The 25,484-nt window shown below is 60.4% G+C and carries 18 protein-coding genes and 1 pseudogene; 12 read left to right on the forward strand and 7 right to left on the reverse strand.

All coding sequences use genetic code 11. The features are described from left to right. Positions 1-153: 153 nt before the first annotated feature. Genes QF047_RS11030 through QF047_RS11040 form a run of 3 tightly spaced genes read right to left on the reverse strand, consistent with a single transcriptional unit; the run spans position 154 to position 5,427 of the window. Complete coding sequence (locus tag QF047_RS11030) at positions 154-831, reverse strand: SDR family NAD(P)-dependent oxidoreductase (RefSeq protein ID WP_307276782.1); 678 nt, start codon at positions 829-831, stop codon at positions 154-156. A gap of 38 nt (positions 832-869) precedes the next feature. After that, a complete protein-coding gene (locus QF047_RS11035; protein WP_373427805.1) occupies positions 870-3,671 on the reverse strand; it encodes an FAD-binding and (Fe-S)-binding domain-containing protein in 2,802 nt (933 codons plus the stop codon). A gap of 40 nt (positions 3,672-3,711) precedes the next feature. Beyond that, entirely contained in the window at positions 3,712-5,427 is a 1,716-nt protein-coding gene (locus QF047_RS11040) for an IlvD/Edd family dehydratase (protein ID WP_307276785.1), read from the reverse strand. A gap of 204 nt (positions 5,428-5,631) precedes the next feature. Here QF047_RS11040 and QF047_RS11045 point away from each other — a divergent pair, with 204 nt between their 5' ends. Genes QF047_RS11045 through QF047_RS11060 form a run of 4 tightly spaced genes read left to right on the forward strand, consistent with a single transcriptional unit; the run spans position 5,632 to position 9,232 of the window. Next, positions 5,632-6,369, forward strand: coding sequence for an IclR family transcriptional regulator (locus QF047_RS11045; protein WP_307281897.1), 738 nt, complete (start codon positions 5,632-5,634; stop codon positions 6,367-6,369). 46 nt (positions 6,370-6,415) lie between these two features. After that, positions 6,416-7,276, forward strand: coding sequence for a fumarylacetoacetate hydrolase family protein (locus QF047_RS11050; RefSeq protein WP_307276787.1), 861 nt, complete (start codon positions 6,416-6,418; stop codon positions 7,274-7,276). Between the two features lie 2 nt (positions 7,277-7,278). Next, positions 7,279-8,295, forward strand: coding sequence for a zinc-binding dehydrogenase (locus QF047_RS11055; RefSeq protein WP_307276790.1), 1,017 nt, complete (start codon positions 7,279-7,281; stop codon positions 8,293-8,295). 37 nt (positions 8,296-8,332) lie between these two features. Next, the gene (locus QF047_RS11060; RefSeq protein ID WP_307276793.1) at positions 8,333-9,232 is read left to right on the forward strand and encodes an SMP-30/gluconolactonase/LRE family protein; all 900 of its coding nucleotides are present in this window, start codon (positions 8,333-8,335) and stop codon (positions 9,230-9,232) included. 301 nt (positions 9,233-9,533) lie between these two features. Here QF047_RS11060 and QF047_RS11065 read toward each other — a convergent pair whose 3' ends face one another. Continuing rightward, the gene (locus QF047_RS11065) at positions 9,534-10,307 is read right to left on the reverse strand and encodes an IclR family transcriptional regulator (protein ID WP_307276796.1); all 774 of its coding nucleotides are present in this window, start codon (positions 10,305-10,307) and stop codon (positions 9,534-9,536) included. Between the two features lie 1,222 nt (positions 10,308-11,529). On the opposite strand from QF047_RS11065, the gene QF047_RS11070 reads away from it, so the two are divergent. Together QF047_RS11070 and QF047_RS11075 are read left to right on the forward strand one after the other, a co-directional pair. Further along, the gene (locus tag QF047_RS11070) at positions 11,530-13,308 is read left to right on the forward strand and encodes a hypothetical protein (protein ID WP_307276799.1); all 1,779 of its coding nucleotides are present in this window, start codon (positions 11,530-11,532) and stop codon (positions 13,306-13,308) included. 309 nt (positions 13,309-13,617) lie between these two features. Beyond that, positions 13,618-14,568, forward strand: a complete 951-nt coding sequence (locus tag QF047_RS11075; RefSeq protein WP_307276801.1) for an aldo/keto reductase — start codon at positions 13,618-13,620, stop codon at positions 14,566-14,568. Here the strand turns inward: QF047_RS11075 and QF047_RS11080 are convergent. Then, positions 14,566-14,782, reverse strand: a pseudogene (locus QF047_RS11080) (SDR family NAD(P)-dependent oxidoreductase); the annotation flags it as partial. The gene QF047_RS11075 and the pseudogene QF047_RS11080 overlap by 3 nt on opposite strands. A gap of 343 nt (positions 14,783-15,125) precedes the next feature. On the opposite strand from QF047_RS11080, the gene QF047_RS11085 reads away from it, so the two are divergent. Both QF047_RS11085 and QF047_RS11090 read left to right on the forward strand, forming a co-directional pair. Next, positions 15,126-17,576, forward strand: coding sequence for a glycoside hydrolase family 2 TIM barrel-domain containing protein (locus tag QF047_RS11085; protein WP_307276804.1), 2,451 nt, complete (start codon positions 15,126-15,128; stop codon positions 17,574-17,576). A gap of 481 nt (positions 17,577-18,057) precedes the next feature. Beyond that, positions 18,058-19,038 (forward strand): acetylxylan esterase, encoded by a 981-nt coding sequence (locus QF047_RS11090; RefSeq protein ID WP_307276807.1) that lies wholly within the window; start codon positions 18,058-18,060, stop codon positions 19,036-19,038. A gap of 384 nt (positions 19,039-19,422) precedes the next feature. On the opposite strand, the gene QF047_RS11095 is transcribed toward QF047_RS11090, so the two are convergent. Further along, on the reverse strand, positions 19,423-19,716 hold the full coding sequence (locus QF047_RS11095; protein WP_307276810.1) for an SDR family NAD(P)-dependent oxidoreductase: 294 nt from the start codon (positions 19,714-19,716) through the stop codon (positions 19,423-19,425). Between QF047_RS11095 and QF047_RS11100 the strand changes: the two genes are divergently transcribed. Continuing rightward, positions 19,708-20,118: a hypothetical protein gene (locus QF047_RS11100; RefSeq protein WP_307276812.1), complete on the forward strand. Its 411-nt coding sequence runs from the start codon at positions 19,708-19,710 to the stop codon at positions 20,116-20,118. The two genes, QF047_RS11095 and QF047_RS11100, sit on opposite strands and share 9 nt — an antisense overlap. A 180-nt stretch (positions 20,119-20,298) precedes the next feature. On the opposite strand, the gene QF047_RS11105 is transcribed toward QF047_RS11100, so the two are convergent. Continuing rightward, complete coding sequence (locus QF047_RS11105) at positions 20,299-21,900, reverse strand: xylulokinase (RefSeq protein ID WP_307276814.1); 1,602 nt, start codon at positions 21,898-21,900, stop codon at positions 20,299-20,301. A gap of 322 nt (positions 21,901-22,222) precedes the next feature. On the opposite strand from QF047_RS11105, the gene QF047_RS11110 reads away from it, so the two are divergent. The 3 genes from QF047_RS11110 to QF047_RS11120 all read left to right on the forward strand — a co-directional run bounded on the left by QF047_RS11110 (position 22,223) and on the right by QF047_RS11120 (position 25,428). Beyond that, on the forward strand, positions 22,223-22,933 hold the full coding sequence (locus tag QF047_RS11110; RefSeq protein ID WP_307276817.1) for an L-ribulose-5-phosphate 4-epimerase: 711 nt from the start codon (positions 22,223-22,225) through the stop codon (positions 22,931-22,933). A gap of 75 nt (positions 22,934-23,008) precedes the next feature. Then, on the forward strand, positions 23,009-24,529 hold the full coding sequence (araA, locus tag QF047_RS11115) for an L-arabinose isomerase (RefSeq protein WP_307276820.1): 1,521 nt from the start codon (positions 23,009-23,011) through the stop codon (positions 24,527-24,529). Continuing rightward, positions 24,526-25,428, forward strand: coding sequence for an aldose 1-epimerase family protein (locus QF047_RS11120; protein WP_307276822.1), 903 nt, complete (start codon positions 24,526-24,528; stop codon positions 25,426-25,428). The genes araA and QF047_RS11120 overlap by 4 nt, the downstream gene beginning before the upstream one ends. Positions 25,429-25,484: the final 56 nt, after the last annotated feature.

A 25,484-nucleotide genomic window follows, 5' to 3' on the forward strand; every position in this document is an offset into this window, starting at 1 on the left:
GATATGAGCGTGCTGACGCCCCAGTTTTGCCGGAGACTGATCGCCGCCAGAACCACAACTCAAGCGATGGATGTGCAGCCTACAAATGATCATCCAGGTGCCTAACAGCCGCCCCCGCTGGGCCTGGCGGATAAGTGGCCGTCCCTCTATCGGCTAGTAGGTGGCGCGACCACCAGAGATGTCGTAAACGGCACCTGTTGAGAAGCTGCATTTGTCTGATGCCAGCCACGCCACAAGCTCGGCAACCTCCTCGGGACGGCCCACCCGCCTCATCGGGATCAAACTGGTGATGTGCTCCAGAACTGCAGGGTCCGTGGAGGTGTTCATGGGCGTGGCCACAACAGCCGGAGCGATGGCATTGACCAGTACTCCGCATCTTGCCAGATCTTTTCCCATAGTCTTGGTTAGCCCAATGACCGCGGCCTTGGTCGCTGAGTAGGCGACCATATTAGGGTTTCCGTCCTTTCCTGCCATGCTGGCGAAGTTGATGATACGTCCCCATCGCTTCTCGGCCATGGCGGGGGCAAAAGCCCGGCAGAGGTTGAAGGTGCCATCAACATTGACGGCGAAGGTGCGTTTCCAGTCCTCATCGCTCACTTCCCAGAAGGGCATGTTCGGACCCACGATGCCGGCGCTGTTGATGAGTATGTCGACAGGTCCGATAGCATCAGTGGCACGTCCAACCGCTGCGGAATCGGCGATGTCCAGAACGACGTCGGCTCCCTTATTGATGTCGACAGTGATGATCTCGATGCCGTCGGCCGCCAGGCGTTCTGCGCAGGCTGCGCCGAGGCCGCTGATGCCTCCTGTAATGACTGCTTTGCGCGCCATGATTCGTCCTTTGTCTGGAACCTCTGCCCGGGCAGGGGTCACTTTGTTGTTGTTTTTGAGGTTGTTGATGCCAAGAGTTCGAGTATGTGGCGGTATTCGTGCCCGGTTGCCCGGGTCATGCCGATCTCGCACGTTCTGTTGACAGATGCATAGGCATCGAAAGGGCGCGCATTGATGGAGCGCGCTTGCCTTGCGGTAGCGGAGGCGGTGAGTTCAGGGCGGAGCATGCCCCTGTCCCCGGCAAAGGCGCAGCAGCCCCAGTCGTCTGAAATGACTACTTCGTCAGCCACCGCTGCTGCCACACGGGCCAACGCAGGGTTAAGGCCCATGCGTGTCGATGAGCACGTCGGGTGTAATGACAGGCTGGACAATGGGCTGCCCTTCGGCAGATGCGGGAGCACGTGTTCATCGACGAAGGCCACCGCGTCCAGGGTGCGGAGGCGGGGTTCTTCTCCCATTGCGGCGAGGAGCCTTTCGAGCCCCTCGGTACAGGATGCCGCGTCACACACTATAGGCAACTCACCGTTGCGGGTCGCCTCGAGCAGCACCGGCACCACCTTTTCGCGCATTACGTCGTATCCGTCCGTCATGCCCTTCGACTTCCAGGGCGTGCCGCAGCACAGATCGGTGATAGCGACCGGAACCGCGACTTCGACCCCTGCACGGCTGCAGAGCTCCAGGAATGCAGGTGTCACTCCTTGGCTCCCGGATGCTGGACCGAACATCGTGCTGATGCATGCGGCAAGGTAAACCGCTTTCGGTTCCGTTGCAGCCAGAGGGCGGCGAACAGACCCCCCGGCGGGCAGGTCCGCGTCCCATCTCGGTATCTGCTCGCGGCCGATGGCAATCCTTGCTGCTTCGGAGGCCCCGGTTACCAGCGGCGGCGGGAGATGTTTGACTGCTGTCAGGGCCAAACCGCCAAGTTTGGAAACAGCTCCCCAATTCCCGGCAGCTGCTTTCCAAGCCGTCTGCTCAACGCGAGAACGGCCTTCCGAGCGCAGGCGTTTAACCAGCTCGCCCGTGTCAATCAGGACGGGGCAGGCGGTCTGGCACATGCCGTCCACAGCGCAGGTATCAATCCCGCCGTATTGATATTCCTTTTCCAGCTGTGCTTTCAGCTGGCTCTGGCCTTGTAGTTCTGCGCGGGCAATTTCGCGGCGTAGAACTATTCGTTGTCGTGGTGTGAGGGTTATGTCTTTGCTGGGACAGACGGGCTCGCAGTAGCCACACTCGACACAGCGGTCAACTTCTTTTTCCACCGGCGGGGAGGTCTTGAGATGCGAGAGGTGAAACGTTGGGTCATCGTTAAGAACGATGCCCGGGTTGAGGATGCCTTCTGGGTCGAAGAGGGTTTTGATGTCCCGCATGAATTGATACAGCTGTTCCCCATATTGACGGCGGACGAAAGGAGCCATGATCCGGCCCGTTCCATGTTCGGCCTTTAGGGTTCCCCCGTTCGACAGCACCAGGTCAACCATTTCTTCAGTGAAATCGGCGTATCGCTGAAGGGTTGAACCTTCGCCGTGCTCTTCGAGCCTTTCATTGAGCAGGAAGTGAATGTTGCCGTCCTTTGCGTGCCCGAAGATCACGGCGCTGTCATACCCGTACTTCTCGAAGAGCGCGACCAGCCCTTGACAGGTGGGCAAAAGTTTGGCGACTGGGACGGCGATGTCCTCCAACAGTGCTGTCGTTCCTGATGGCCGATTTCCAGCCACGCTCGCGTACAGGCCTTTTCGGATATTCCAGAGAGCGGCGCGGCGCTGGGTGTCAGTTGTCAGCCGGGCCGGGATTTCCAAGGGAAGGGCCGCAAGTAAAGCTTCGCTACCGGCTATTGCCTCTTGGAGATTCGCTTGGCTTTCCTCTTGAAACTCGACCAGCAACGCGGCATGACCTTGTACCCGGAGTTGTTGGAGCTCTTCATCTGCTCCCGGGTCCTGCTGGGCTACCAGCAGTGATGTGGAGTCCAGCAACTCTATGGTGGCGAAACCAGCCTCGACCAATGCCGGGAGCGAGACGGTAGCGTCTGCCAAACTTCGGAAATACAGCAGGCCGGTGGCTGCGTGCGGCTTCAGGGCAATGGTGCGAAATGTCGCTTGTGCGATGAAGGCAAGGGTTCCTTCACTTCCCACGGCGAGATGCAAGAGGATGTCCACCGGGTCATCAAAGTCCAGGAATGAGTTCATCCCATATCCCATGGTGTTTTTGATGGCGTATAGCTCTTTAATCCGACTGACGTGGCCAGGGTCGCTTCTGATCTGGTCCCGGAGGCGCAAAAGGCCGGAGTATAGTTCAGGTTCTGCATTCCGGAGGGCCCTATCGGCGTCAGGAGCCGCCGTATCGACTACGGTCCCGCTTGCCAGCACCAGGATTGCGGAGTCCAGCGTGTGGTATGCGTTGTTCTCGGTTCCGCAGGCCATGCCGCTCGAATTGTTCGCCACTATACCGCCAACTGTGCAGGCAGACTCGCTGGCGGGGTCCGGTCCCAGCTTCCGCCCATGGACGGCTAGCCTGGCATTCACCTGCCGCACGGTCGCACCGGGTTCGCACCTTATCCGCGCCCCGCTTTCGAGGACCGTGAGACCGCGGAAGTTACTCCGGGTGTCGACAAGGACGCCATCGGTTGACGACTGGCCGCTGAGACTGGTGCCGCCTGACCTGAAAGTCAGTGGTACAGCGTGGAGCGACGAGGCCTTGAACAGGTCTCCAACTTCGTGGGCTGATGCAGGTGTGACCACGGCCAGCGGTGTCAGGAGGTAATGCGACGCATCATGGGCATACGCGAGCCGGTCCGATATCCGTGCACGCACCTTCCCCTGAACCGCACGATCTAATGATTTCAGTAGCGCTCTTTCCGCCTTGGACGGGGGCTCCAGCACAGACTTAGTGGGATTCACGGGACACCTCAGGGCCAGATGCGCCAGTCAGGAAATCAAGGTCGACCCCGGTGTCAGCCTGGAGAACGTGGTCTACATAGAGCCGTTCCCAGCCGCGGTCGGGTTTGGCGTAACCCGCCGCTGCGGCATCGCTAGGGCGGCGGGCTGCCAGTTCTTCCGGCTCGGCTACAATGTCCAAAGTCCGGTTCACGACGTCGAGACGGATTATGTCACCGGTCCGCACGATGGCCAGCGGGCCCCCGGCAGCGGCCTCCGGTGTCACGTGCAGCACCACGGTCCCGTAGGCGGTTCCACTCATCCGGCCATCACAGATGCGAACCATGTCCCGGATACCCTTCGCCAGCAGTTTCTTGGGCAGCGGCATGTTGGAAACTTCAGGCATTCCTGGATAACCCTTAGGACCGCAACCGCGCAAGATCAATACGGAATTTTCGTCAACGTCGAGATCCGGGTCATCGATGCGGGCGTGCATGTCTTCTATGCTGTCGAAGACAACTGCCGGCCCCTGGTGCTCAAGCAGATGGGGCGAGGCGGCAGCTGGCTTGATAAGGGCACCGCCGGGAGCGAGGTTGCCGCGTAGGATCGCGATGCCGGCCTCCGGCAACAGTGGGTTCTCTCTTGGGCGAATAACCTCTTCGTCCCAAATCCTGGCACCATCAAGGTAATTCACCAGCGGTTCTCCAGTAACAGTCAGCGCTTCAGGATGCAGCAGGTCCTTGACCTCCCGCAGCACGGAGAGGAATCCACCGGCGCGGTGCAGGTCATCCATCAGATAACGTCCAGACGGCTGCAGGTTAACCAGCAAAGGAACCGAGGAGCCGACGCGGTCGAAATCATCAATGGACAATTCAACTCCCAGCCTTCCGGCAATCGCCAATAGATGCACGACCGCGTTAGTAGAACCACCGATGGCGGCAAGTGCCACGATTGAGTTCAGGAATGACTCCCTCGTCAGCAGTTCCTGCGGAGTGCGTCCCTGGGCGACCATCTCCACGATCAATCGGCCGGTTTCGTGAGATCCGGACAGGAGATTACTGTCCACGGCCGGGGTTCCGGCCAGGCCGGGAAGTACCATTCCCAGCGCCTCAGCCACTAACGCCATCGTGGAGGCAGTACCCATGGTGTTGCAGTGTCCGCGGCTCCTGATCATCGAAGACTCCGACTTCATGAAGTCCCTGTTGGAAAGTTCGCCGCCACGGACTTCCTCGCTGAGACGCCACACGTCCGTGCCACAACCCAAGGCCTGGCCCCGAAACGTACCCGTGGCCATCGGCCCTCCGGGTACGACCACAGCGGGGATGCCTACTGAGGCGGCTGCCATAAGCAGCGCAGGAATTGTCTTGTCACAGCCGCCCAGGAGAACAACGCCATCAACGGGGTTGGCCCGAAGCATCTCTTCGGTGGCCATGGCTGACATATTCCGCCATAACATGGCAGTTGGCCGGACCTGGGTTTCGCCCAGGGACACGACGGGCATGTTCAGGGGAACGCCGCCAGCTTCCCATATGCCCATCTTTACGTGCTCTGCCACTTCATCCAGATGTGCATTGCAAGGGGTAAGATCCGACGCGCTGTTGGCGATGGCAATTTGAGGCTTGCCCTCAAACGAGTCTTCAGGGGTTCCTCTACGCATCCAGGCGCGGTGGATATAGGCATTCCGGTCATTGCCGGAGTACCACTGTGAGCTGCGGAGCTCGCCCATGAGCCTACTTTCCACTTGATGGATTCGCGTTCAACTATTCTGAATAGTAGAGACTAGCGTGCGTGACGGCAAGCCGCATAACGCAGCTTTCCAATTGATGGATCATCAGTCTACTATTTTGAAATAGGAGCCAGGGTCGGCCTGTCTCTGAAAGCAGAGAGGGCGGCCTTGGCAGAAGAGAAGCGGCTTGTAGGGTCCGATAGGGTGTTAGCTGTGCTCCTTGAGCTGGGGAACCACCCTAACGGGATAAGCCTCGAAAACCTGTCGCGTCTCATCGACAGCCCTAAGCCGACCATTCACAGGGCCCTCGCGTCCCTGCGTCGAAGTGGCCTGGCCACGCAGGACTTCCACGGCCATTATCTGTTGGGCGACGAGTTTCTGCGGATTGCGTTCACTCATCAGGAGGCCCGCCCTGATCATGTCCGGGCCCAGCCCATTCTGCAGCAACTGTCGGACCGCTTCGGCGAGACGGTTCATTACGCGGTTCTGGAAGGACGGGACGTTGTATACCGCTCGAAGGTGGATCCTCCCAGCGGCGCCATGAAACTGACTTCAGTCGTAGGGGGCCGCAACCCGGCCCATGCTACCGGGGTCGGGAAGTTGCTCCTGGCTTATGCCCTTCCTGACGTAGAGTCCATTGCACATTGGATCGGTGACCGTCCCCTGACTAAGCCGACGCGTAAAACTCTGGCGATGCCGGCGGAACTGCATGCAGCCTTCAAGCAGATTCGTGACCAGGGTTACGCCGTAGATGATCAGGAAAACGAGCCTGGGCTGAACTGCATAGCACTCGCGGCGCATTTTTCGTCACCGACGAAGCCAAGCGGTGCCATCAGTATCAGCGCTCTCGCCTACCGAACGCCCTTGAAGCGTCTTGTCGACGATCTTGATGCCATCATGGCTATCATTTCGGGCCGACCGCAAACCGGCACCGCCGCCTAACTGAACCAGCCACAATTTTGCCCTACCGACACAGGAGTTTGTTGATATGTTCCTTATGCGCATCGGCCAGGCCGGCCGGGAGAAACCCATTGTACGCGTCGATGAGAATACCTATGTAGACGTATCCGATGTCGTTGTTGATTTCAACGAGGAGTTCTTCGGTCAAAACAGGTTGCCGGAGTTGGCCCGTCTGGTCGCCGACAGGACAGCCGCCGGTGCTGTTGTTGCCTTCGCCGGGGAAAGAATTGGGTCCCCGATTGCCCGGCCGCATCAAATCCTCTGCATCGGGTTGAATTACAGCGATCATGCTGCCGAGACTGGTCAAGCAGTTCCCGCAGAGCCCATCCTGTTTACGAAGTCGCCCAATACTTTGGTGGGACCCAACGATGATGTCCGGATTCCGCGGGGTTCGACCAAGCCTGACTGGGAAGTGGAGCTGGGCATCGTCATCGGCCAGCGAACGAGCTATCTGGAATCAGTCGAAGACGCCTCGAACGCTATCGCTGGCTACGTCCTGGTAAACGACGTCAGTGAGCGTGCGTTTCAGATGGAACGAGGCGGTCAATGGGCCAAGGGAAAGTCTGCCGAGACATTCAATCCTTGCGGCCCTTGGCTGGCCACGTCTGATGAGATTCAAAACGTGAATAATCTGGACATGTGGCTGGACATCAACGGTGTTCGCCGCCAGACCGGATCAACATCCACCATGATTTTCGATCCGTACTTCATCGTGCATCACCTAAGCCAATTCATGGTGCTCGAGCCCGGAGACCTTATCAATACGGGGACTCCCCCAGGTGTGGGCATGGGCTTCACGCCACCAGTCTGGCTCCAGCCTCATGATGTCATGGAGCTCGGTATCAGCCAGCTCGGACAGCAACGCCAACAAGTCATCGGCGCGAGCTGACAATGCGGGCATTTATTGTCACCGGGCCAGGTGCAGCCGAAGTCCAAGACGTTGCACCGCCCAAGGCCGGACCCGGCCAGGTCATTGTGGATGTCAGCCGTGTCGGAATATGCGGTACCGACATCGAACTCTTCACCGGCGAAATGGCCTATCTCAAAGAGGGATTCGCAACCTACCCCATCCAGCTCGGCCACGAGTGGAGCGGAACCGTCACCGCGGTCGGTGAAGGGGTAAGTAGCCAGCTTGTAGGCAAAAGAACCACTGGCGATACCATGCTCGGTTGCGGTTCCTGCCACCGATGCCTGACAGGACGGCACCATGTCTGCGACCTCCGGTACGAAGTCGGAGTCCGGAACGGATGGCCGGGAGCCTTGGCGGAACAGCTTGTAGTCCCTGCCAATTCCCTACATCTGCTGCCTGATTCCGTAGATGACGCATCCGGGGCAATGGTCGAACCCGGCGGGAACGCACTGCGCGCAGTCCAGGCCGCCAACCTTCAGCCCGGGGACCGCGTGCTTGTCACCGGCGCCGGCACGATTGGCCTCTTGGCGGCGATGTTTGCCACGACGGAAAAGGCAGAAGTCCACCTTCTGGGACGGTCTGCATCATCACTGGAATTCGCCCGGACCTTCGGTTTCGCCGGAGTCTGGTCAGTAGACAACCTTCCCGCCCTGCCCTTCGATGCCGTCATTGACGCCTCCAACGCGCCCTCGCTCCCCGCTGAGGCAGTGAGGCTCGTTGAACCAGGCAAACGCGTAGTTTACGTGGGTTTATCCGGCACCCCAAGCCTCGTCGACACCAGGGACCTGGCTTTAAAGGACGTCACCGCCGTCGGAATCCTCGGTGCATCCGGCGGTCTTGCAGAAACTATCAACCGATTCGCCGACGGCTCCCTCGACCCGCGACCCCTGGTGCACTCCACAGTCGGACTTAAAGGGCTCGCCGATGCGTTGGCCGGCAAAAAGACACCCCAAGCGGGCCCAGGCCCCAAACTCCAGGTCGATCCACGCCTCCCCTAGCAGAGGCACCAGTACCAAAGCGCCTGAGAAGGAATCCATGACATTACACGCGCGTGCAGCGACCGCAAGCCGGGACCTTCTCGGGGAAGGTGTTCTCTGGGACGACCGCGCCCAGGAAATCGTATGGGTGGACATCCTCAACGGGAAAATCAACCGGGGGATGCTTTCAAATGATGAAGTCATAGTGACGTCAAGACTGACCTTAGATGGTTTCGTGGGAGCCGTGGCCCTGTCCGAGGACGGCGGTATGCTCGCTGCTGGAACACGTTCCCTAGTGTCGATTTCACCTGAGGGAGAAGTTTCGATCGGACCCGATCTTTTCGGTGACCGAACTGATGTCCGCTGGAACGACGGCGCAGTAGATCCACAGGGCCGTTTCATTATCGGCTCCCTGTCCCTGAGAAATCCGGAAAGAAAAGAAGTTCTTCTCCAGATTGACCCTGATGGCCGCAGCCGGGTACTTCGATCACGTATATCCCTATCCAACGGAATAGGGTTCTCCCCTGACGGCGGAACCGTTTATCACGTTGACAGCCTTGTCGGAACGGTCAGCTCGCATTCCTACGGGCCAGACGATTTTGACCAGGAGGAAGCGTGGACCCAGATAATCACTGGTTTTGAAGGCACTCCCGATGGGCTGACAGTTGATGACAAAGGCAACCTTTGGATTGCCGAGTGGGGCGCTGGCCTCGTGCGTCAATACACAGCGGACGGCACCGTCCTGCAAACGGTAAATGTCAACGCCACTCAGACAACGTGTCCGGCCTTCGTCGGAGCGGATATGGATGTTCTTGCTGTCACTTCAGCAACCACTGGACTGGCCCATCCCGAGCGGGATGAATCGGGTTTCCTGCACCTGGCCCGCCCAGACGCAACGGGCCGACCAACACCCCGATGGGCAGGTTCGACGCGTTCCCCGTACTGGAGCTCTAAATAAGCAGTCACACAAACCCTACGTGCTCTCCCCCAAACACTAGGAACCAATGCCTCTGGACGGCTTCGAGGAAGATCCTCGTTACTTCTGCCAAATATCGCTGGACGGCTGCGTATCGGAGTGGAGGGGTAAGGCCGACATTACCAGGTGCGCCACGGCGGAAGAGGCCAACCATGGCTGAGGGCGGTGCTGGGGATAGTCGCCGCGGTTTGGTTTGTACCCCGCCCGGCAGGAAAGGCAGGAACTGCGTCAGGGCCCGTCGAGCAACCGAAATTCACCTGCAGCCAGTCCCTCCGGGCCATTCCTAGGCCGAGGAGATCGCCTGTGTCTCGGCAATGATTGCCCGAATCGTTGGAACCTCATCGATTAATTTTTCGAGCGGAAGGCGAAAAGCGAGAGCACTCACGCTGACAGCTCCAACTTCGGGAGTTCCCAGGTCAGCGAGTACTGCGACGCAGTTCAACCCGATCTCATTTTCCTGATCATCTATGGCATAGCCTCGGTCGCGAGTCGCTTCCAGTTCCGCCCACAGTGCGGGAACTGTCGTGATGGACTTGGGTGTTCGGGCTTCCAGTGGCTGTCCCCTCAGCCACTCCACCAGTTCCGCCTCGCTTTTCAGCTCACGGCTGAGAAGCATCTTTCCCACCGCTGTTCGATGGGCAGGATTGCGTCCCCCCACTTCCGAGGTCAGGCGGACAGAACCCACAGGTGGGTCAACTTTGGCACGATAGACGACCTCGGTTCCTGCCAGAACTGCATAGTGGGCTGTCTCCCCATATTGCTGGGCCAGCTTCTGAAGAGCAGGTTCGATGCGTATCGCATCAGGCTTGGCCGCATGGTGCCGGAAAGCCAAACGGATAAACTCATCCCCCAACGCGTAGACCCCGCGGGATACCTGATCCGCCAGATGCGCACGGCGAAGGGCGGAGAGTGCTCTATGAACGGTTGGTTTTGAGCTCTGCAGGCGGTGGGCGATTTCGTCCAACGTGACCCCTTGGGGATGCCCTGCCAGATCGATGAGTACGGCAAGCACCCGGTCAGCACCGACCAGCTTGTCATCCTCGTGTTGCTCGCTCATCTCAGCTCTCCATGACTTTTGTCGTTTATTGGAATAGGTTACCGCGTTTCGGCTCCGCGGAAGCAGCTGCACGATTCAGATTATTAGAACTTGCCTCCAAATATGTGTGGACTGAAGCTGGAATGGCCCATAGAGTACCTCACCATGTGATTGCTAGCGACAGGGAAAACTCTATGTATTACGGCGGAGACTACAACACGGCACCGAAACCGCAACGGTCAGAGTGACCGGCCACGACGTACTTTCCGAGAATCCGGTGAAAGGTCTCGAGCTGGAGATGTTTGAGTGGACCATGGTCCGCGTCTCTGATGAACAGCCCCGGGGACGGCTCGGTAAGTAACATTCCAGGAACGGCGCCCTTCTTCGCCCTTTGCCACCCCATAACCGACGCGAAAGCCGTCGGCACTCCGATCAGGAAGTGGGCTGCATAAGCCCTCCAGAGCTTTGACATCGCCCGCCACTCCCCCTCGATGTCCGAAAACCCTGATCCTTGCGAAGGCACCACAACCGTGCGTCGATGGTTTGAGGTCCTCCTGAATCGGAGATCTTGGCAGCTTATAATCCGCCCATTGAGGACAGGATGTTCTACCCATCCAAATCGCACTGGAGCATCAACCATGTTTTTACCTCCAGCCCGATCCGCAAAGGCGAGCAATTCAAGACCTGATTGCCGGTGAAAGATGGAGGAGATACGGGCGCCGACATCCTCGACACGTACCGTGAGGGCATCACTGCATAGTTCGAAGCTCCGGAGAGTCGACATTGGTCTCTCGCATAAGTATCTTCCCTTCCGGATGGGGCAGGCGGTTGGCCCTAAACCGCCATTCGTCCAGCACTGGGTCCACTGATCGCGACGAGAGAGCCCTACTACTTCTTTCAATATACGAAACACCTTTCTAAATGCGTTGACGATGTCCCCTCAGGGTGGTTATGGTGCTCATGAGGTGCAAAACTGCGGCCCTTTAGCGCTGTCTCCACCATTGGGCAGAACCGGAACCAGTCACTCGCACATGGTGCGCCACCCGTAGTCAAGGAGGAAAAAGCGAGTGGAGCTAGCACAACCATTCCTCTGGCATTAATCGCCATGGCGGACCTTGGAACGCGAGCCGCCCTTGCCCTGAAAGTTCACCTACCTTTGCGGCATACGTTCCAGACGAATGCTCGCGAAACGGCACAGCTCCCGGATCTTCGGGATGCAACCACCAATGAAGCTGGAGAAGCTATGAAGTCACTCATCACTGCCGCCCTCACCGGCGTTCTAGTTCTAGGAGCCGCTGCACCGCTGGCTACCGCGGCCGAGCCTGTTACGCAGTGCTCAGCAAGTAGGCCAGGAGGCCCGTTTGCCATCGACGGTGCCTGCGTTGACCCCACTTACAGCAATCCCGTCATCGACAAGAGAACCAATAGCGATGGCCTGCTACTGGTCGAGGGACACTTCGAGGGACCTGGGACAACGTTCAAGATCTTCCTACCTCCGAAAAGTGAGTGGGAGGGACGGTTCTTTCAATTCACTTATCCCATCAACGGCCAAGAACCGGCCGATAACGTTCAATTTGGCGCCGCTCACGGCGGCTACACGGTCCAGACTGACGGGGCGCTTGGCTACCGGCACAGTGCAGCAGCGGCCAAGTTTGCCAGAACAGTGGCAGCCGAATACTACGGCGTGAAGTCCGAGAATATTTACGGATACCTCTATGGGTGGAGTGGCGGCTCATACCCAACGGTCGGTGCCATTGAGAACACCCGCGATGTTTGGCAGGGCGCTGTTCCGATTGTTCAGGGCATCCCGACATCATCGGCAGCCAACTTCACCAGCAGAGCATTCGCGGCTTTCGTTCTTCAGGACAAAAAGGATCAGATCGTTGACGCTCTCCGCCCGGGTGGCAGCGGGGACCCCTACTCGGGACTGGACGCGGTCCAAAAAGCCGCGCTCGAAGAAGTCACGCGACTGGGCCTTCCGCTGGAGTCGTGGGAAGACTTCGACTACGTCGCTAATCCCGGGGGCCTCCCATCGACCGCAGCCCTCGTTCAGGGCTTCGACACGTCTTACGTCGAAGACTTCTGGACGAAGCCCGGCTATCTCGGAACGGAGGATTCCTCCCTCGGAGAGCTTTTCCGTGCCGCTCTCGCCCAGGACCCAAGCCGGCGGAGTCATCTCGCCCTCATTGCCAACCACCGCTACACCCTCCCAGCCCAAGAGAGCAGCATCCCCGGGTTTGATCAGTATCGGAGTCCCGACGACGCCCCCCTTTATCCCCAGCGACAATTCTCTCCAGGCCCCTTCCTCGCAAACCTCTTGACAGGCGGTGGTTCGTACAGCGGCAAAATTACAGGAAAGGTGATCGCCCTCGACGCGACGTTGGACTCGGACGCCTTTCCGGTGCATGCTGCGTGGTACGCCAACCGTGTGGAAGCCGCCATGGGCAGTGAAGCAAAAGATTCCTATCGTCTCTGGTACACCGACAACGCCGACCACGGTCCGTTTAACAGGCCCGGGCAGACCACTCGCCTGGTCGGTTATATGCCAGTCATCTATCAGGCCCTCGAAGACGTTTCCGCTTGGGCCGAGGAAGGCATAGCACCCCCGCGCTCAACCCAGTATGCGGTCACCCCGGACAACCAGATAGAACTCCCCGGAAACGCAGCCGCCCGCGCGGGCATTCAGCCCGTCGTAGACCTTTCGGGGCGTGGTGGAAGCGACCGCATTGAGGTCGCCGAAGGTACCGAAACCGACCTTCAGGCGAAGATTCAAGTGCCCCCGCACACCGGAAAGGTTGTATCCGTCGAGTGGGATTTTGAAGGCGATGGAACCTTTGAGCCGGCAACATTTACGGCGAATAAGGACACGCTGGTAGTGCGGGCCACCCATAGATTCAAAACGGCGGGAACTTACTTCCCGAGTATCCGCGTGGGCTCGCAGCGTGAAGGCAACGCAACGGACAAATTTAGCGTCATTCAGAACGTAGATCGAGTGAGGGTTGTCGTCACCCCGGCACGCTGAGATGTAACACTTGGGAGTTGGAAATAGGGGCGAAGAGGGCGGGCTGGCCGCCCGCCTCGAGCCCTTGGCCCATAGAGATAGCCGAGGATAGGCCTGCCGCTGTCGCAATAGTCCGCGGCTATCTTCTCCGCACATTTCGCTGCCGCGTCCGGGCAGCCGGGGGGTACCGACTTGTTCCCGGCCTGCACGGCGTACCCGCCCCGGAGCTAGCGAACCCGATCGCACGGTCTAGCCGCCAACTTGAGAAAGTTTCGACTACAGGGAGACCTGTTCAACGGTGCGCCGGTAGAAAGATATAGGAGGACATGGATGAAAAGAACGATCTTGCCTGGCGTAGGTCGAGAGGTTACCCACCTGTGTGTAGGAACGAGTCCGCTCGGCTCCGCTATGCCGCTGGTGTACGGGGAAGCGGTGGATGATGCCAGCGCCCGGGCCACCATCAATGCGGTGCTTGACAGCAGTATCCGGTTTCTTGATACATCGAATGCTTATGGGGAAGCCGAGCGTCGTATTGGAGAGGTTCTGAAGTTACGAGGGCTGCCCGAGGACTTCGTCGTGGCAACGAAAGCGGACCCCTTAGGTAAGGACTTCAGTGGCGCCCGGGTGCGGGCATCCCATGCGGAAAGCACCGCCAGACTTGGATTGGAAATGCTGGACCTGTTCTACCTGCATGATCCGGAGCGGTTTTCGTTCGCTGATCTCACGGCGAAGGGCGGAGCCGTGGACGCGTTAGTCGAACTAAAGCGCGACGGTCTGGTGCGCGGTATCGGCGTCGCGGGAGGCGACCTCGACGCTATGCGTCGCTATGTCGATCTCGGCGTGTTCGACGTCGTCCTGAATCACAACCGCTACACCCTCCTCGATAGAACCGCCGAACCACTGATTAACGAGACTGTGGATGCTGGTGCCGCGTTCATCAATGCCGCCCCCTATGCCAGCGGGTTTCTGGCGAAAACATTCGGAGCAACTTACCAATACGGGGCACCCTCTGAGGACGTGGTCCGCCGAGTCCAACGCCTTCGGGCCCTGTGCGACGATTACGGCGTTTCGCTGCCCGCGCTGGCATTGAGGTTCTCGACCCGAGACCCGCGCATCAGCTCAACAGTTATCGGAGTCTCACGCCCAGAACGTATCGCCGAGCTCGCAGCGAATGACGCCGCAGAGATTCCTGACGCCATCTGGTCAGCTGTCGAGGATGCACTTAGTTTGCAAGCCTCACTGGCTACATCCGAAGCGTGGCCCAAACCTCAGCGCGGCTAGTTGGATGCCCTGTTCGCCAAGTTCCGCGGCGAGCAGGCGCATCTGGTGGGCCTGATCCGCCTTCGTGGCAGAGTAGGGAATCTTGTTCGGGCCAGCGAATAGCGAATTTTTGGAGGAGATGTAGATGATGTCCCCGCCGAGCCCCTAGGCAATCATCACCTTCGCAGCGGGCTTTGGCCACCAGGAACGAGCCCTGGGCCATGACGTTGTGCTGCTTGTACGCGACCCGCAAAGGAATGGACCTCGGCATCGAAGTTCCCCAAGGCAGCATCGGCGTCCGAGACGTCGGGATACCGTCGAGCTCGGGACTGGCCCGCATCGATATCACCGCGCAGGCTACTGCGGACCCGAGCTTGCATGACCTTCACCCAACTCAGAGTCCTCAATTGCATGTCAACCGACGGCCCATCATCGGGGGGCAATTCCATATTTCAGAATCGAATTTCACTATATGAAGAGAGGCGTGGAAGACTTCATTACGAGCGTGAATTCGATGAGCAAACTCAAGCTGGACCCTGCTCTGGAGCAGGCTCATAACGACGCAGAGGAGCGAGATAGTGCAGGTTTCTTTCAACAATGGATGGAGCGTGCGCCCGTGGGCAAGCATCTTCGCTGCTCTTGGTGGCGGCCGGCCGCAATCCGCCTCCGTTACCCTGCCGCATGACGCAGTATTGGACCTGGACCGGACGGCTGCTGGCAAGCCGGAGCAGGCGTACTTCCCGGGGGGCGCATTTGAGTACACAAAGACGTTTGACGTGCCCGAGGAGTGGCGTAACAAACGAGTGTCAGTCGTGTTCGAGGGTGTGTACAGGGACGCGATGGTCTTCGTCAATGGTGCGTTTGCCGCCCAACGGCCCTATGGCTACTCGGCCTTCACCGTCCCTTTGGATCCGTACCTCCGGTATGGGGAGACAAACACGATTCGCGTCGATGCCCGCGTGCACGACGACTCCCGATGGTACAGCGGCGGGGGGATCTATCGAGATACGCATCTCGTCGTGGCAGACCTGGTACACCTCGCCTACGACGGTGTCGTCGTGACCACACCTGATATCGAGGATGACCTGAGCACGGTAGAGGTGGCCGTCACGGTGACCAACGAGAGCACCGCTACCGATAGCCTTCGGATCGACGTGCGGCTGGAGGCGCCGGGCGGTGTCGTGTGCGCTGAGGGGACCGCACCGGTCACCGTGCTTGCCGGAGAAAGCGCAGTGACCCGGCTTAGGTTGTACCTCCCTGCCGCAAGACGATGGACTGTCGATCACCCTCACCTCTACCGTGCAGTGGTCACTGCGAGCCGCGACAACGCGGAGGTCGACCAGGCGTCCGTCAACTTCGGCATTCGAAAACTCCAACTCGACCCGGTGCACGGTCTCCGCATCAACGGTGAAGTCGTGCTGCTGCGCGGCGCCTGCATCCATCATGACAATGGCATCCTCGGCGCGGCCTCCATCGGCCGCGCCGAGGAGCGTCGAATCGAGTTACTGAAAGCCGCGGGTTTCAATGCCATCCGCAGCGCGCACTACCCGGCCAGTTCGTCACTTCTTGACGCGTGCGATCGGATTGGAATGCTGGTCATCGACGAGGCTTTCGACATGTGGGCGCAGGGGAAGTCTGCGTTCGACTACTCGCTCGCCTTTGCTGACTGGTGGGAGCGGGACATCGAGGCGATGATCGTCAAGGACCGCAACCACCCGAGCGTCATTATGTACTCCATCGGCAACGAGATCCCTGAGACCGGCGACCTCCACGGTTCTGCCCTCGGCCGCCGGCTCGCCGAGAAGGTGCGGTCGCTGGATAACACGCGCTACGTCACGAACGGCATCAACGGCATTGTCTCGGCTCTCGAGGAGGTCATGTCCAGCACGAGCCGCGAATCAGCAGCCGGCGTCAATGATGTTCTTGGTGATGACACCGGCATCGCCAATCCGATGAATGCAGCGGATTTCATTACCCGCCGTACTGAGGAGTCTTTTTCGGTTCTCGACGTCGCAGGCATGAACTACGGCGAGGCCCGCTACGAGATGGATCGAGCGCTCTTCCCGAACCGGGTGATCGTCGGCAGCGAGAACTTCGTCGCGCAAATCGCTTTGGGCTGGGACCTCGTGGAGCGACTGTCACATGTGATCGGTGATTTCACATGGACCGGGTTCGACTACGTCGGCGAGGTTGGTCTGGGCCGCCATGCTTTCGCAGATGAAAAGGACACGTTTCTCGGCGCGTTTCCATGGGTCGCCGCGTGGTGTGGTGACCTCGACCTCACCGGATACCGTCGCCCGCAGTCCTATTACCGCGAAATCGTGTTCGGCCTAGCCACCGGGCCGTACATCGCCGTCCTCCGGCCTACCGAACGGGAACGAGTGGCACAAGCGACCCAGTGGGCGTGGACCGACTCTGCTGGCAGCTGGAGCTGGGACGTCGCACCCTGGACGCCGCTGTCGGTGGAGGTATACGCCGATGCCGACGAGGTTGAGCTCATTCTAAACGGCACCTCTCTAGGACGGATGCGCGCCGGGCGGGATGCCGCCTTCCGTTCAGCATTCACCGTGCCGTACGAACCCGGCGAGCTGATCGCAGTCGCCTACTCGGACGGGCGAGAGCTTGGACGCAGCGCACTTCGATCCGCCCACGGGATGGCATCGCTCCAGGCAACTCCGGACCGGACCCGGCTCATTGCCGACGATCGCGATCTCGCCTTCGTGGCTCTCGAACTGCGCGACCCGGAGGGTACGCTCATCACCTGCGACGACCGCGAACTAAAGGCGACCGTGACCGGATCAGGAGTACTGCAGGGCTTTGGCAGTGCGCGCCCTGTCACCATTGAGGGATATCGTACCGGAACCCACTCCACCTTCGAAGGGCGCGCGCTGGCGGTCGTTCGGCCTACAGGGCCTGGACCAATCACGCTCCACGTGGCGGGTGTGGGACTCGCGGATGTCACCGTCACTCTGCGTGCGGATCCCCCATCGACAGCCGGTCTTCATGAGCGAGCAGGGAGAGGAGCGTGACCGGCGATCGACAAGCTCGGTAATCCGAACAGGAGCCATTCTCGGCGCAGCTTCTACTGCGCGGAGCTCGTTATCGATCATGCCCCAAGGTCGCACGCGTCCGCCGACCTGGGGCGGCAGGGCTTCCCGCGCACTGCGACCTCTATTGCCCGCTATTTGGCATGTCTTTTATATCCTGCATGATGCGGTCGGTGATCAGGGCTTCGACCTCGCTGAGGGTGTAGCCCCAGTCCTGGAGCTGGAGGAGGCAGTAGGCGGCCTGCGGGCAGGGTGGCGTCAGGCGTCAACAGGGAAATAGCAGTTACCAGCTCATCCTGCTCTCTTTGCTCCAAGCTCTCACTAAGTGAAATGCTTCAGGCAACATTTGGCTGGGAGGATCCGGAAGACCACCCCCTGCACGCGATGATCCCTGTTGCCGTCATCGCGTCAGTATGAACAGCCCCCGCAACAGGCATCTCCTGCCTCGACATAAAGGATTCACGTGGCCATCAGCGACAAAACACTGGCAGAGCTCGTCGATTACATGCCCCAAGTCCGGGAGCCGCATGACTTTGACGAATTTTGGGAGTCCACATTGAAGGAAGCCCGCACCTTCGACCTGAACGTTAAAGCCAAGCCGGTGAAGACCTCCTACGTCACAGTGGACATCCTCGACGTCAGTTTCAGCGGTTTCGCCGGAGACCGTATCAACGCCTGGTTCACCGTCCCGCGAAACGCTGCCGGCTTACTTCCTGTTGTCGTCGAATTCATTGGCTACAACGGCGGGCGGGACCTTCCCGGGGAAAGCCTGCACTGGGCCAGTGCCGGGTACGCCCACCTCCATGTCGACACGCGCGGGCAAGGAGCAGGCTGGGGCGGCGGCGGATCGACCGGTGATCCGCACGGGTCAGGACCGAGTGCTGCAGGCTTCATGACCAGAGGCATCACAAACCCTGAGGACTATTACTACCGCAGGGTCTTCACTGACGCCGTACGCGCCGTTGAGGCGGCCCGAACACTTCCGGGCGTTGACCCCGCCCGCGTAGCGGTCCACGGCATCAGCCAAGGCGGGGGGATCGCATTGGCCGCCGCTGGTCTTGTCCCCGACCTTGTCGCAGTAATGACTGACGTCCCGTTCCTGTGCCACTTCGAACGCGGCGTCGAAATCTGCGCCACTGACCCCTTTGCCGAGATCACCCGCTATCTCTCCGTTCACCGGGACGAACCCGAACGGGTCTTCGATACCCTTTCCTATTTCGACGCCGTCAACTTTGCCAGGCGTGCGACAGCACCGACCATGTACTCGGTGGGCCTAATGGATGTCATCTGCCCGCCGTCCACCGTTTATGCCGCCTACAACCACCACGGAAGCGAAATCAAAGAGATCATCAACTACCCATTCAACAACCATGAGGGCGGCCAGGGCCGCCAGCGCAACATCCAGATGGAGTGGCTGGCAACCATCCTTAGAAATGTGGCGTGACGGCAGAATTTAACTGCAATCACCGCGCCGCTGACGGAGGGAACAGATCCTTGCTGCTCATTCTCCGGCCACACTGGCGCCACCAAAGTCTGGCCGTCCTGTTCTTCATCCCCAAGGACTGTCCGCTCTGGTCCTGCCCATCCTCACCGTCGCATAGCGCTCGAATTCTTCGAAGGCGTGCGATCAGAGGAGCTCTCTGTATTTCCTCTACTTATGCGTCGAAAACGGTCGGGTCGCTTGACCCAGGTCTACGGAATTAGCAGGGAGACGGGACCAGTACTTCGCCGGGCAGGTCCAGCCTAGAGCCGTGCACCCTCCCTCATATGGCCGAATCCGCTGCGAATTCAGGCCACGCCTGCATGATCATTTTGGTGGGTTCCTGGATCAGGTTCCCATTCCCAGGTGTGCTCCGCCTGCAACATCGAGGGATACGCCGGTGATGTAGCGGTTGTCCGGGTCGGCAAGGAAAAGGATGGCGCGGGCGACTTTGTCTGGTTCGGCGAACCGGCGCATGGGAAGTTGCGCGGCGCGTTTGGCCCGGTTGGCGGCTGCATCCGGGCCCGAGTCCTTTGCGAATTGTGCCCACATGGGAGTGTTTACTGGGCCGGGCGCGATGGCGTTGACCGAGATGCCGTTGGGGCCGAGCAGCTCGGCGAAGGACCACATGATGTGGAGCACTGCCTTTTTATCCACCCTCACATCGATGTCATCCACACCGGCGGCGCGGTGGACGCCTCCAGCGCCTCCAGCTCAGGCCGCATCGCAGCGGACGCCATCAAGGGCATCAATATCGACCTGTTCTTCCTCAGCACCGGAACCTGGAACATGTCCCGAGGCGTCACGACCCCATCAATGGACAAAGTGGAAGTCAAATTCGCCGCCCTCCAAGCCTCGACTTCCTGCTTCCTTCTGGCCGACAGCACAAAATTTGGAACCGTCTCAAAATTCCGGGTGGCCCCAATCGAAAAACTCGACGCAGTCATCACCGACGAACAACTACCCCAGGAAATGCAGGAGAACATCCGCGACCTCGGTGTCACCGTCCACCTCGCCCGACTTCGAAAGCCGCCCCTTTCGTAGGCACGACCCTGCGAAACGTGTGCGGCGCCGTTTCACAAGTTGCCCATATAGTGCACACCCTAGTCTGACAGTGCACGGCCCATCGAGCTTTGCGGGAGGTCCTGTCGGTGTTAAAACAACGGGTGTAGAAGTAGCTGCGAGAACTTTCGACGTGCGAAGAAACCGGCGCTCTCGTTTTTCTTAGAGCACGCCGATGGCCGAGCGCTGAACGGCGAGGCCTTTTCGGTAGTTGACGAGGTAAGCGGCGAAGCCGGCAACGTCCGCTGCCTCCGGGTCGGCCGTTTCGAACACTGCGTCGCCGAAGACTCGTTGGCGGAGGTAGTTGTTGAGATCCAGCTGGCTTCCGGACGCGGTGGCTGACAGGTAGGAGGCCAACACTGCGATTCCCCAGGCTCCGCCTTCAGAAGCTGACTCGGCTATTGATACAGGGGTTCCCAGCGCCCCAGCGAGGAACTTTTGGGCTACTCCTGCTGTCCGGAACAGGCCACCGTGGGCGAACATTTGGTCGAGTTCGACGCCTTCGTCCGTCAGGACGTTCATTCCCAGGCTGAGTGTTCCGAAGACGCCATAGAGCTGCGCCCTCATGAAGTTGGCAAGTGTGAGTTTGCTGTCGGGGGTACGCAGGAAGAGCGGCCTGCCCTCAGTGAGACCGGCGATGGGTTCACCTGCGAGATGGTTGTAGGCAAGGAGCCCCCCGGCGTCGGCCTCGCCTTCGAGTGCTTCCTGGAAGAGCGTCGTGAAGACAGCGTCGGAGTCGACTGGTGCCCCTGCTGCAGCAGCAAAGCGGGTGAAAAGCCCTGCCCAGGCGGCAAGCTCGCTGGCGCCGTTATTGCAATGCACCATCGCCACCGGGTCCCCGGCAGGAGTGGCCACGAGATCGAGTTCCTGATGGACGCGTTTCAGTGGACGCTCGAGCACGACCATGGCGAAAATGCTTGTACCTGCACTGACGTTGCCTGTGCGCGGGGCGACCGAGCAGGTCGCTACCATGCCCGTTCCCGCGTCACCTTCGGGAGGGCAGAACATCGCGCCTGGCTGCAACGCGCCTGTCGGATCGAGGAGAGCAGCCCCCTCGGCAATCAGCTCCCCCGCTGACTGGCCGGCTACCAGCACCTGGGGCAGCAGGTCCATGGTCTTGCCCAGGCTTGGCGCGTGCTCCGCCAACTTGTCGTCATAGCGGGCGAGCAATTCGGCGTCGTAGTTGTGCGTGCTGGAGTCGATCGGGAACATGCCCGATGCGTCGCCAATGCCCAGCACATTGTGGCCGGTCAGCTGCCGGTGGACGTACCCGGCCAACGTGGTTAGTGAGCGCACCTGTGGCAGGTGTTGCTCCCGGTCGAGGACGGCCTGGTGCAGGTGCGCGATGGACCAGCGCAGGGGAATGTTCTGTCCGAAGAGTTCCGTGAGCTCCGCTGCAGCCGGCCCTGTATTGGTGTTGCGCCACGTCCGGAAAGGGACAAGGAGCTCTCCCGCTTTGTCGAAGGCGAGGTAACCGTGCATCATCGCGGAAATCCCTATGGCGCCGTACTGCCGCGGGCGCAGGCCGTATAGCCGCTCCACCTCCGAGGCAAGGTCAGCGTAAGCGGCCTGTATGCCTGACCAAACATCGTCGAGAGAGTACGTCCACAGGCGGTCAACGAAGTTGTTCTCCCACTCGTGGGTCCCAACCGCAAGAACTTTTGACGGGTCCTCACCCACAAGGCACGCCTTGATGCGAGTCGAGCCAAGCTCAATCCCGAGAGCAGTGCGGCCGGCGGCAATCTCGCGACGTGATTCGTCCATGGGGATCTCTCTTACTGGAACGTTCAAATGTTGGGCGCCATGGGTTAGCGCTAACAACACAGATTAGGTGGTCGCGTCAAAAAGCGCCAGCCTTGCCAAATCACCCAACGAATCCCGCGGCAATCCGAGCTCTGCCGCGACTTTTCCACTCCTTGACAGGGCAGCTGTTAGCGTTCACAATCGACCCGAGCCTAAACCCCTTTTCCTTTTGGAGGTCCTCTATGAAGTCCCCGTCCTACAAGCCCCTCAGCGGGAGCATGCCCACGCGCCGGGCCTCCAGAACCTGCGCGACTTCTTGCGACGTTGCCGTTAGAACGACGGCATGACCGGCGGAGTCATGGAAACGATCGCCCGCATCCGGGAGGAAGTCTGCGCCCTGCATGCCGAACTTACCCGCTATGAGCTGGTGGTGTGGACCGCCGGCAACGTGTCCGCCCGGGTGCCAGACCACGATCTGATGGTCATCAAACCCTCCGGCGTCTCCTACCAGGATCTGACCCCGGAGAAGATGATCGTGACAGATCTGTACGGTACCCCCGTCAGGGGCACCAACGTCGGCGGTGCGGGCACCGTCGACTGGGGCAATCCGGCGCTGTCGCCGTCGTCGGATACTGCTGCCCACGCGTACGTTTACCGTCACATGCCGGACGTGGGCGGGGTGGTGCACACGCACTCCACCTACGCCACGGCGTGGGCCGCGCGCGGGGAGGCGATCCCGTGCGTGCTGACCATGATGAGCGATGAGTTCGGCGGTTCCATCCCGGTGGGGCCGTTCGCGCTGATTGGCGACGACTCAATCGGCCACGGGATCGTGGAGACGCTGAAGAACTCCAATTCGCCGGCCGTGCTGATGCAGAACCACGGCCCGTTCACCATCGGCAAGGACGCCAGGTCCGCGGTGAAGGCGGCGGTGATGTGCGAGGAAGTGGCCCGCACGGTCCACATCGCACGGCAGCTGGGCAAGCCCCTTCCCATCGACCAGGGCCACATCGATTCCCTCTACGCCCGCTACCAGAACGTCTACGGCCAGTAACAGCCGGACCGGTAACAGCCCCAGCAATAACCAGGCCAATAAAGGCCGCCCAAAACTTACTCCCAAGGAGAGCCCATGAGCACCGCAGCAAACACTTCCCTTGACGGCTACGAGGTCTGGTTCCTCACCGGCAGCCAGCACCTCTACGGAGAGGACGTCCTCAAGCAGGTGGCCGCCCAGTCGCAGGAAATAGCCAACCAGCTCAACGCTTCATCCACCGTTCCGGTGCGGATCGTGTGGAAGCCGGTCCTGACCGATTCGGATGCCATCCGCCGCACCGCGCTGGAGGCCAACTCGGACGACTCCGTCATCGGCGTCACCGCCTGGATGCACACCTTCAGCCCTGCGAAAATGTGGATCCAGGGGCTGGACCTGCTGCGCAAGCCGCTGCTGCACCTGCACACCCAGGCCAACCGGGACCTGCCGTGGGCGGACATCGACTTCGACTTCATGAACCTGAACCAGGCGGCGCACGGTGACCGCGAGTTCGGGTACATCCAGTCCCGCCTGGGCATTGCCCGGAAGACCGTGGTGGGGCATGTCTCCAATCCGGAAGTGGCCCGTCAGGTGGGTTCCTGGCAGCGCGCCGCCGCGGGCTGGGCCGCCGTCCGGACCCTGAAGCTGACCCGCTTCGGTGACAACATGCGCAACGTCGCCGTCACCGAAGGCGACAAAACGGAGGCCGAGCTGCGCTTCGGCGTCGCGGTCAACACCTGGTCGGTAAACGAGCTCGCCGACGCCGTGCATGGCGCCGCCGAGGCCGACGTCGATGCGCTGGTTGCCGAGTACGAGGACCTTTACGACGTTGTTCCGGAGCTCCGCGCAGGCGCGGCCCGGCACGATTCCCTCCGTTACGGGGCACGGATTGAACTGGGCCTGCGCAGCTTCCTCGAAGCCAACGGCTCCGCAGCGTTCACCACCTCCTTCGAGGACCTCGGCGCACTTCGCCAGCTTCCCGGGCTGGCCGTGCAGCGGCTCATGGCTGCCGGCTACGGCTTTGGTGCCGAGGGTGACTGGAAGACTGCCATCCTGGTCCGCGCCGCGAAGGTGATGGGTGCGGGCCTGCCTGGCGGGGCGTCGCTGATGGAGGACTACACCTACCACCTGGAACCCGGCTCCGAGAAGATCCTGGGCGCCCACATGCTGGAGGTCTGCCCGTCCCTGACCGCCGCGAAGCCCCGGCTTGAAATCCACCCGCTCGGCATCGGCGGCAAGGAAGACCCGGTGCGCCTGGTGTTCGACGCCGATGCCTCCGCGGGGGTTGTCGTCGCTCTTTCCGACATGCGGGACCGTTTCCGCCTGGTGGCGAACGCCGTCGACGTTGTCCCCCTTGACCAGCCGCTGCCCAACCTGCCCGTGGCCCGCGCCCTGTGGCAGCCCAAACCAGATTTCGCCACCTCCGCCGCCGCCTGGCTCACGGCCGGAGCCGCCCACCACACCGTCCTGTCCACGCAGGTGGGCATGGATGTGTTCGAGGACTTCGCCGAGATCACCAAAACCGAACTGCTCACCATCGACGAAGGCACCACCATCCGCCAGTTCAAAAAGGACCTGAACTGGAACGCCGCCTACTACAAACTGGCCAGCGGAATTTGACCGAGTACTGGCTCAGCTTCGGAGACTACGCCGCAGTTGTCACGGCACAGGCCGGGGCCTTGCGGGAGCTGCGGCACCGGGGACGGGACCTCATCGTTCCGTTCCCGGAGGGCGGACCCATCCCTGATTACCGCGGAATCATCGCAGCTCCCTGGCCGAACAGAATCGCAGACGGCAGGTATGTCTTTGACGGGGCTACGTATAAACTCCCCGTCAACGAGCCTGAACGCGGCTGCGCCCTGCACGGGTTGGCTTTCGCCAAGGAATGGACCCTTCTGGCAGAAGACCGGAACTCCGTAACGCTCTCCGTGGCAATAGGTTCAACTGATGGCTATCCTCACGCGCTCCAGATCGACGTCGAGTACGTCCTGTCCGACAAGGGTTTGCATAGCCGGGTAACCGCCCGGAATACCGGAAAAACTACGGCGCCGTATGGAGTATGTCCGCACCCTTATTTGATCGCGGGCGAATCACCCCTCGACGAGTGGTCTCTGGAAATCCCGGCCCGGTCGTTCCTGGAGGTCACATGCGACCGGCTGCTGCCCAAAAAGGTCCGAAGCGTCGAGGACCATGAATTCGACTTCCGCGCCGGCCGCGTCATCGGTGCCACCGAAATCGATCACGCATTCACCGACATAGAGTTCGACGAGACTGGACATGTCCGCTTGGAACTTCAGGATCCCAGCGGGACGGGTGTCGGAATGACATGGGACCGATCCTGCCAATGGCTCCAAATTCACACAGCCGACAAGCCAGCGCCCGCCGCGAACCGAATCGGCCTTGCGGTGGAGCCTATGACCTGCCCTCCCGACGCCTTCAACAGCACGACCGATTTGCTGCGACTGGAGCCAGGAAAGGATCACGAGGCCTCTTGGAGTATCTACGCCACAGACGACTGACATTGCCCCGTTTTGAAGTTCCTAAAGAACAGATGAACCGTTGCTCTTTAGCTCGA

The organism is Arthrobacter sp. W4I7 (assembly GCF_030816215.1).
GTDB lineage: Bacteria > Actinomycetota > Actinomycetes > Actinomycetales > Micrococcaceae > Arthrobacter > Arthrobacter siccitolerans_A.

What these genes read in the sequence shown, in the direction of transcription:
- QF047_RS11030 (WP_307276782.1), bottom strand. Translation starts at nt 831, where the DNA reads ATGGCGCGCAAAGCAGTCATTACAGGAGGCATCAGCGGCCTCGGCGCA.
- QF047_RS11040 (WP_307276785.1), bottom strand. Translation starts at nt 5,427, where the DNA reads ATGGGCGAGCTCCGCAGCTCACAGTGGTACTCCGGCAATGACCGGAAT.
- QF047_RS11050 (WP_307276787.1), top strand. Translation starts at nt 6,416, where the DNA reads ATGTTCCTTATGCGCATCGGCCAGGCCGGCCGGGAGAAACCCATTGTA.
- QF047_RS11055 (WP_307276790.1), top strand. Translation starts at nt 7,279, where the DNA reads ATGCGGGCATTTATTGTCACCGGGCCAGGTGCAGCCGAAGTCCAAGAC.
- QF047_RS11060 (WP_307276793.1), top strand. Translation starts at nt 8,333, where the DNA reads ATGACATTACACGCGCGTGCAGCGACCGCAAGCCGGGACCTTCTCGGG.
- QF047_RS11065 (WP_307276796.1), bottom strand. Translation starts at nt 10,307, where the DNA reads ATGAGCGAGCAACACGAGGATGACAAGCTGGTCGGTGCTGACCGGGTG.
- QF047_RS11070 (WP_307276799.1), top strand. Translation starts at nt 11,530, where the DNA reads ATGAAGTCACTCATCACTGCCGCCCTCACCGGCGTTCTAGTTCTAGGA.
- QF047_RS11075 (WP_307276801.1), top strand. Translation starts at nt 13,618, where the DNA reads ATGAAAAGAACGATCTTGCCTGGCGTAGGTCGAGAGGTTACCCACCTG.
- QF047_RS11105 (WP_307276814.1), bottom strand. Translation starts at nt 21,900, where the DNA reads ATGGACGAATCACGTCGCGAGATTGCCGCCGGCCGCACTGCTCTCGGG.
- QF047_RS11110 (WP_307276817.1), top strand. Translation starts at nt 22,223, where the DNA reads ATGACCGGCGGAGTCATGGAAACGATCGCCCGCATCCGGGAGGAAGTC.
- araA (WP_307276820.1), top strand. Translation starts at nt 23,009, where the DNA reads ATGAGCACCGCAGCAAACACTTCCCTTGACGGCTACGAGGTCTGGTTC.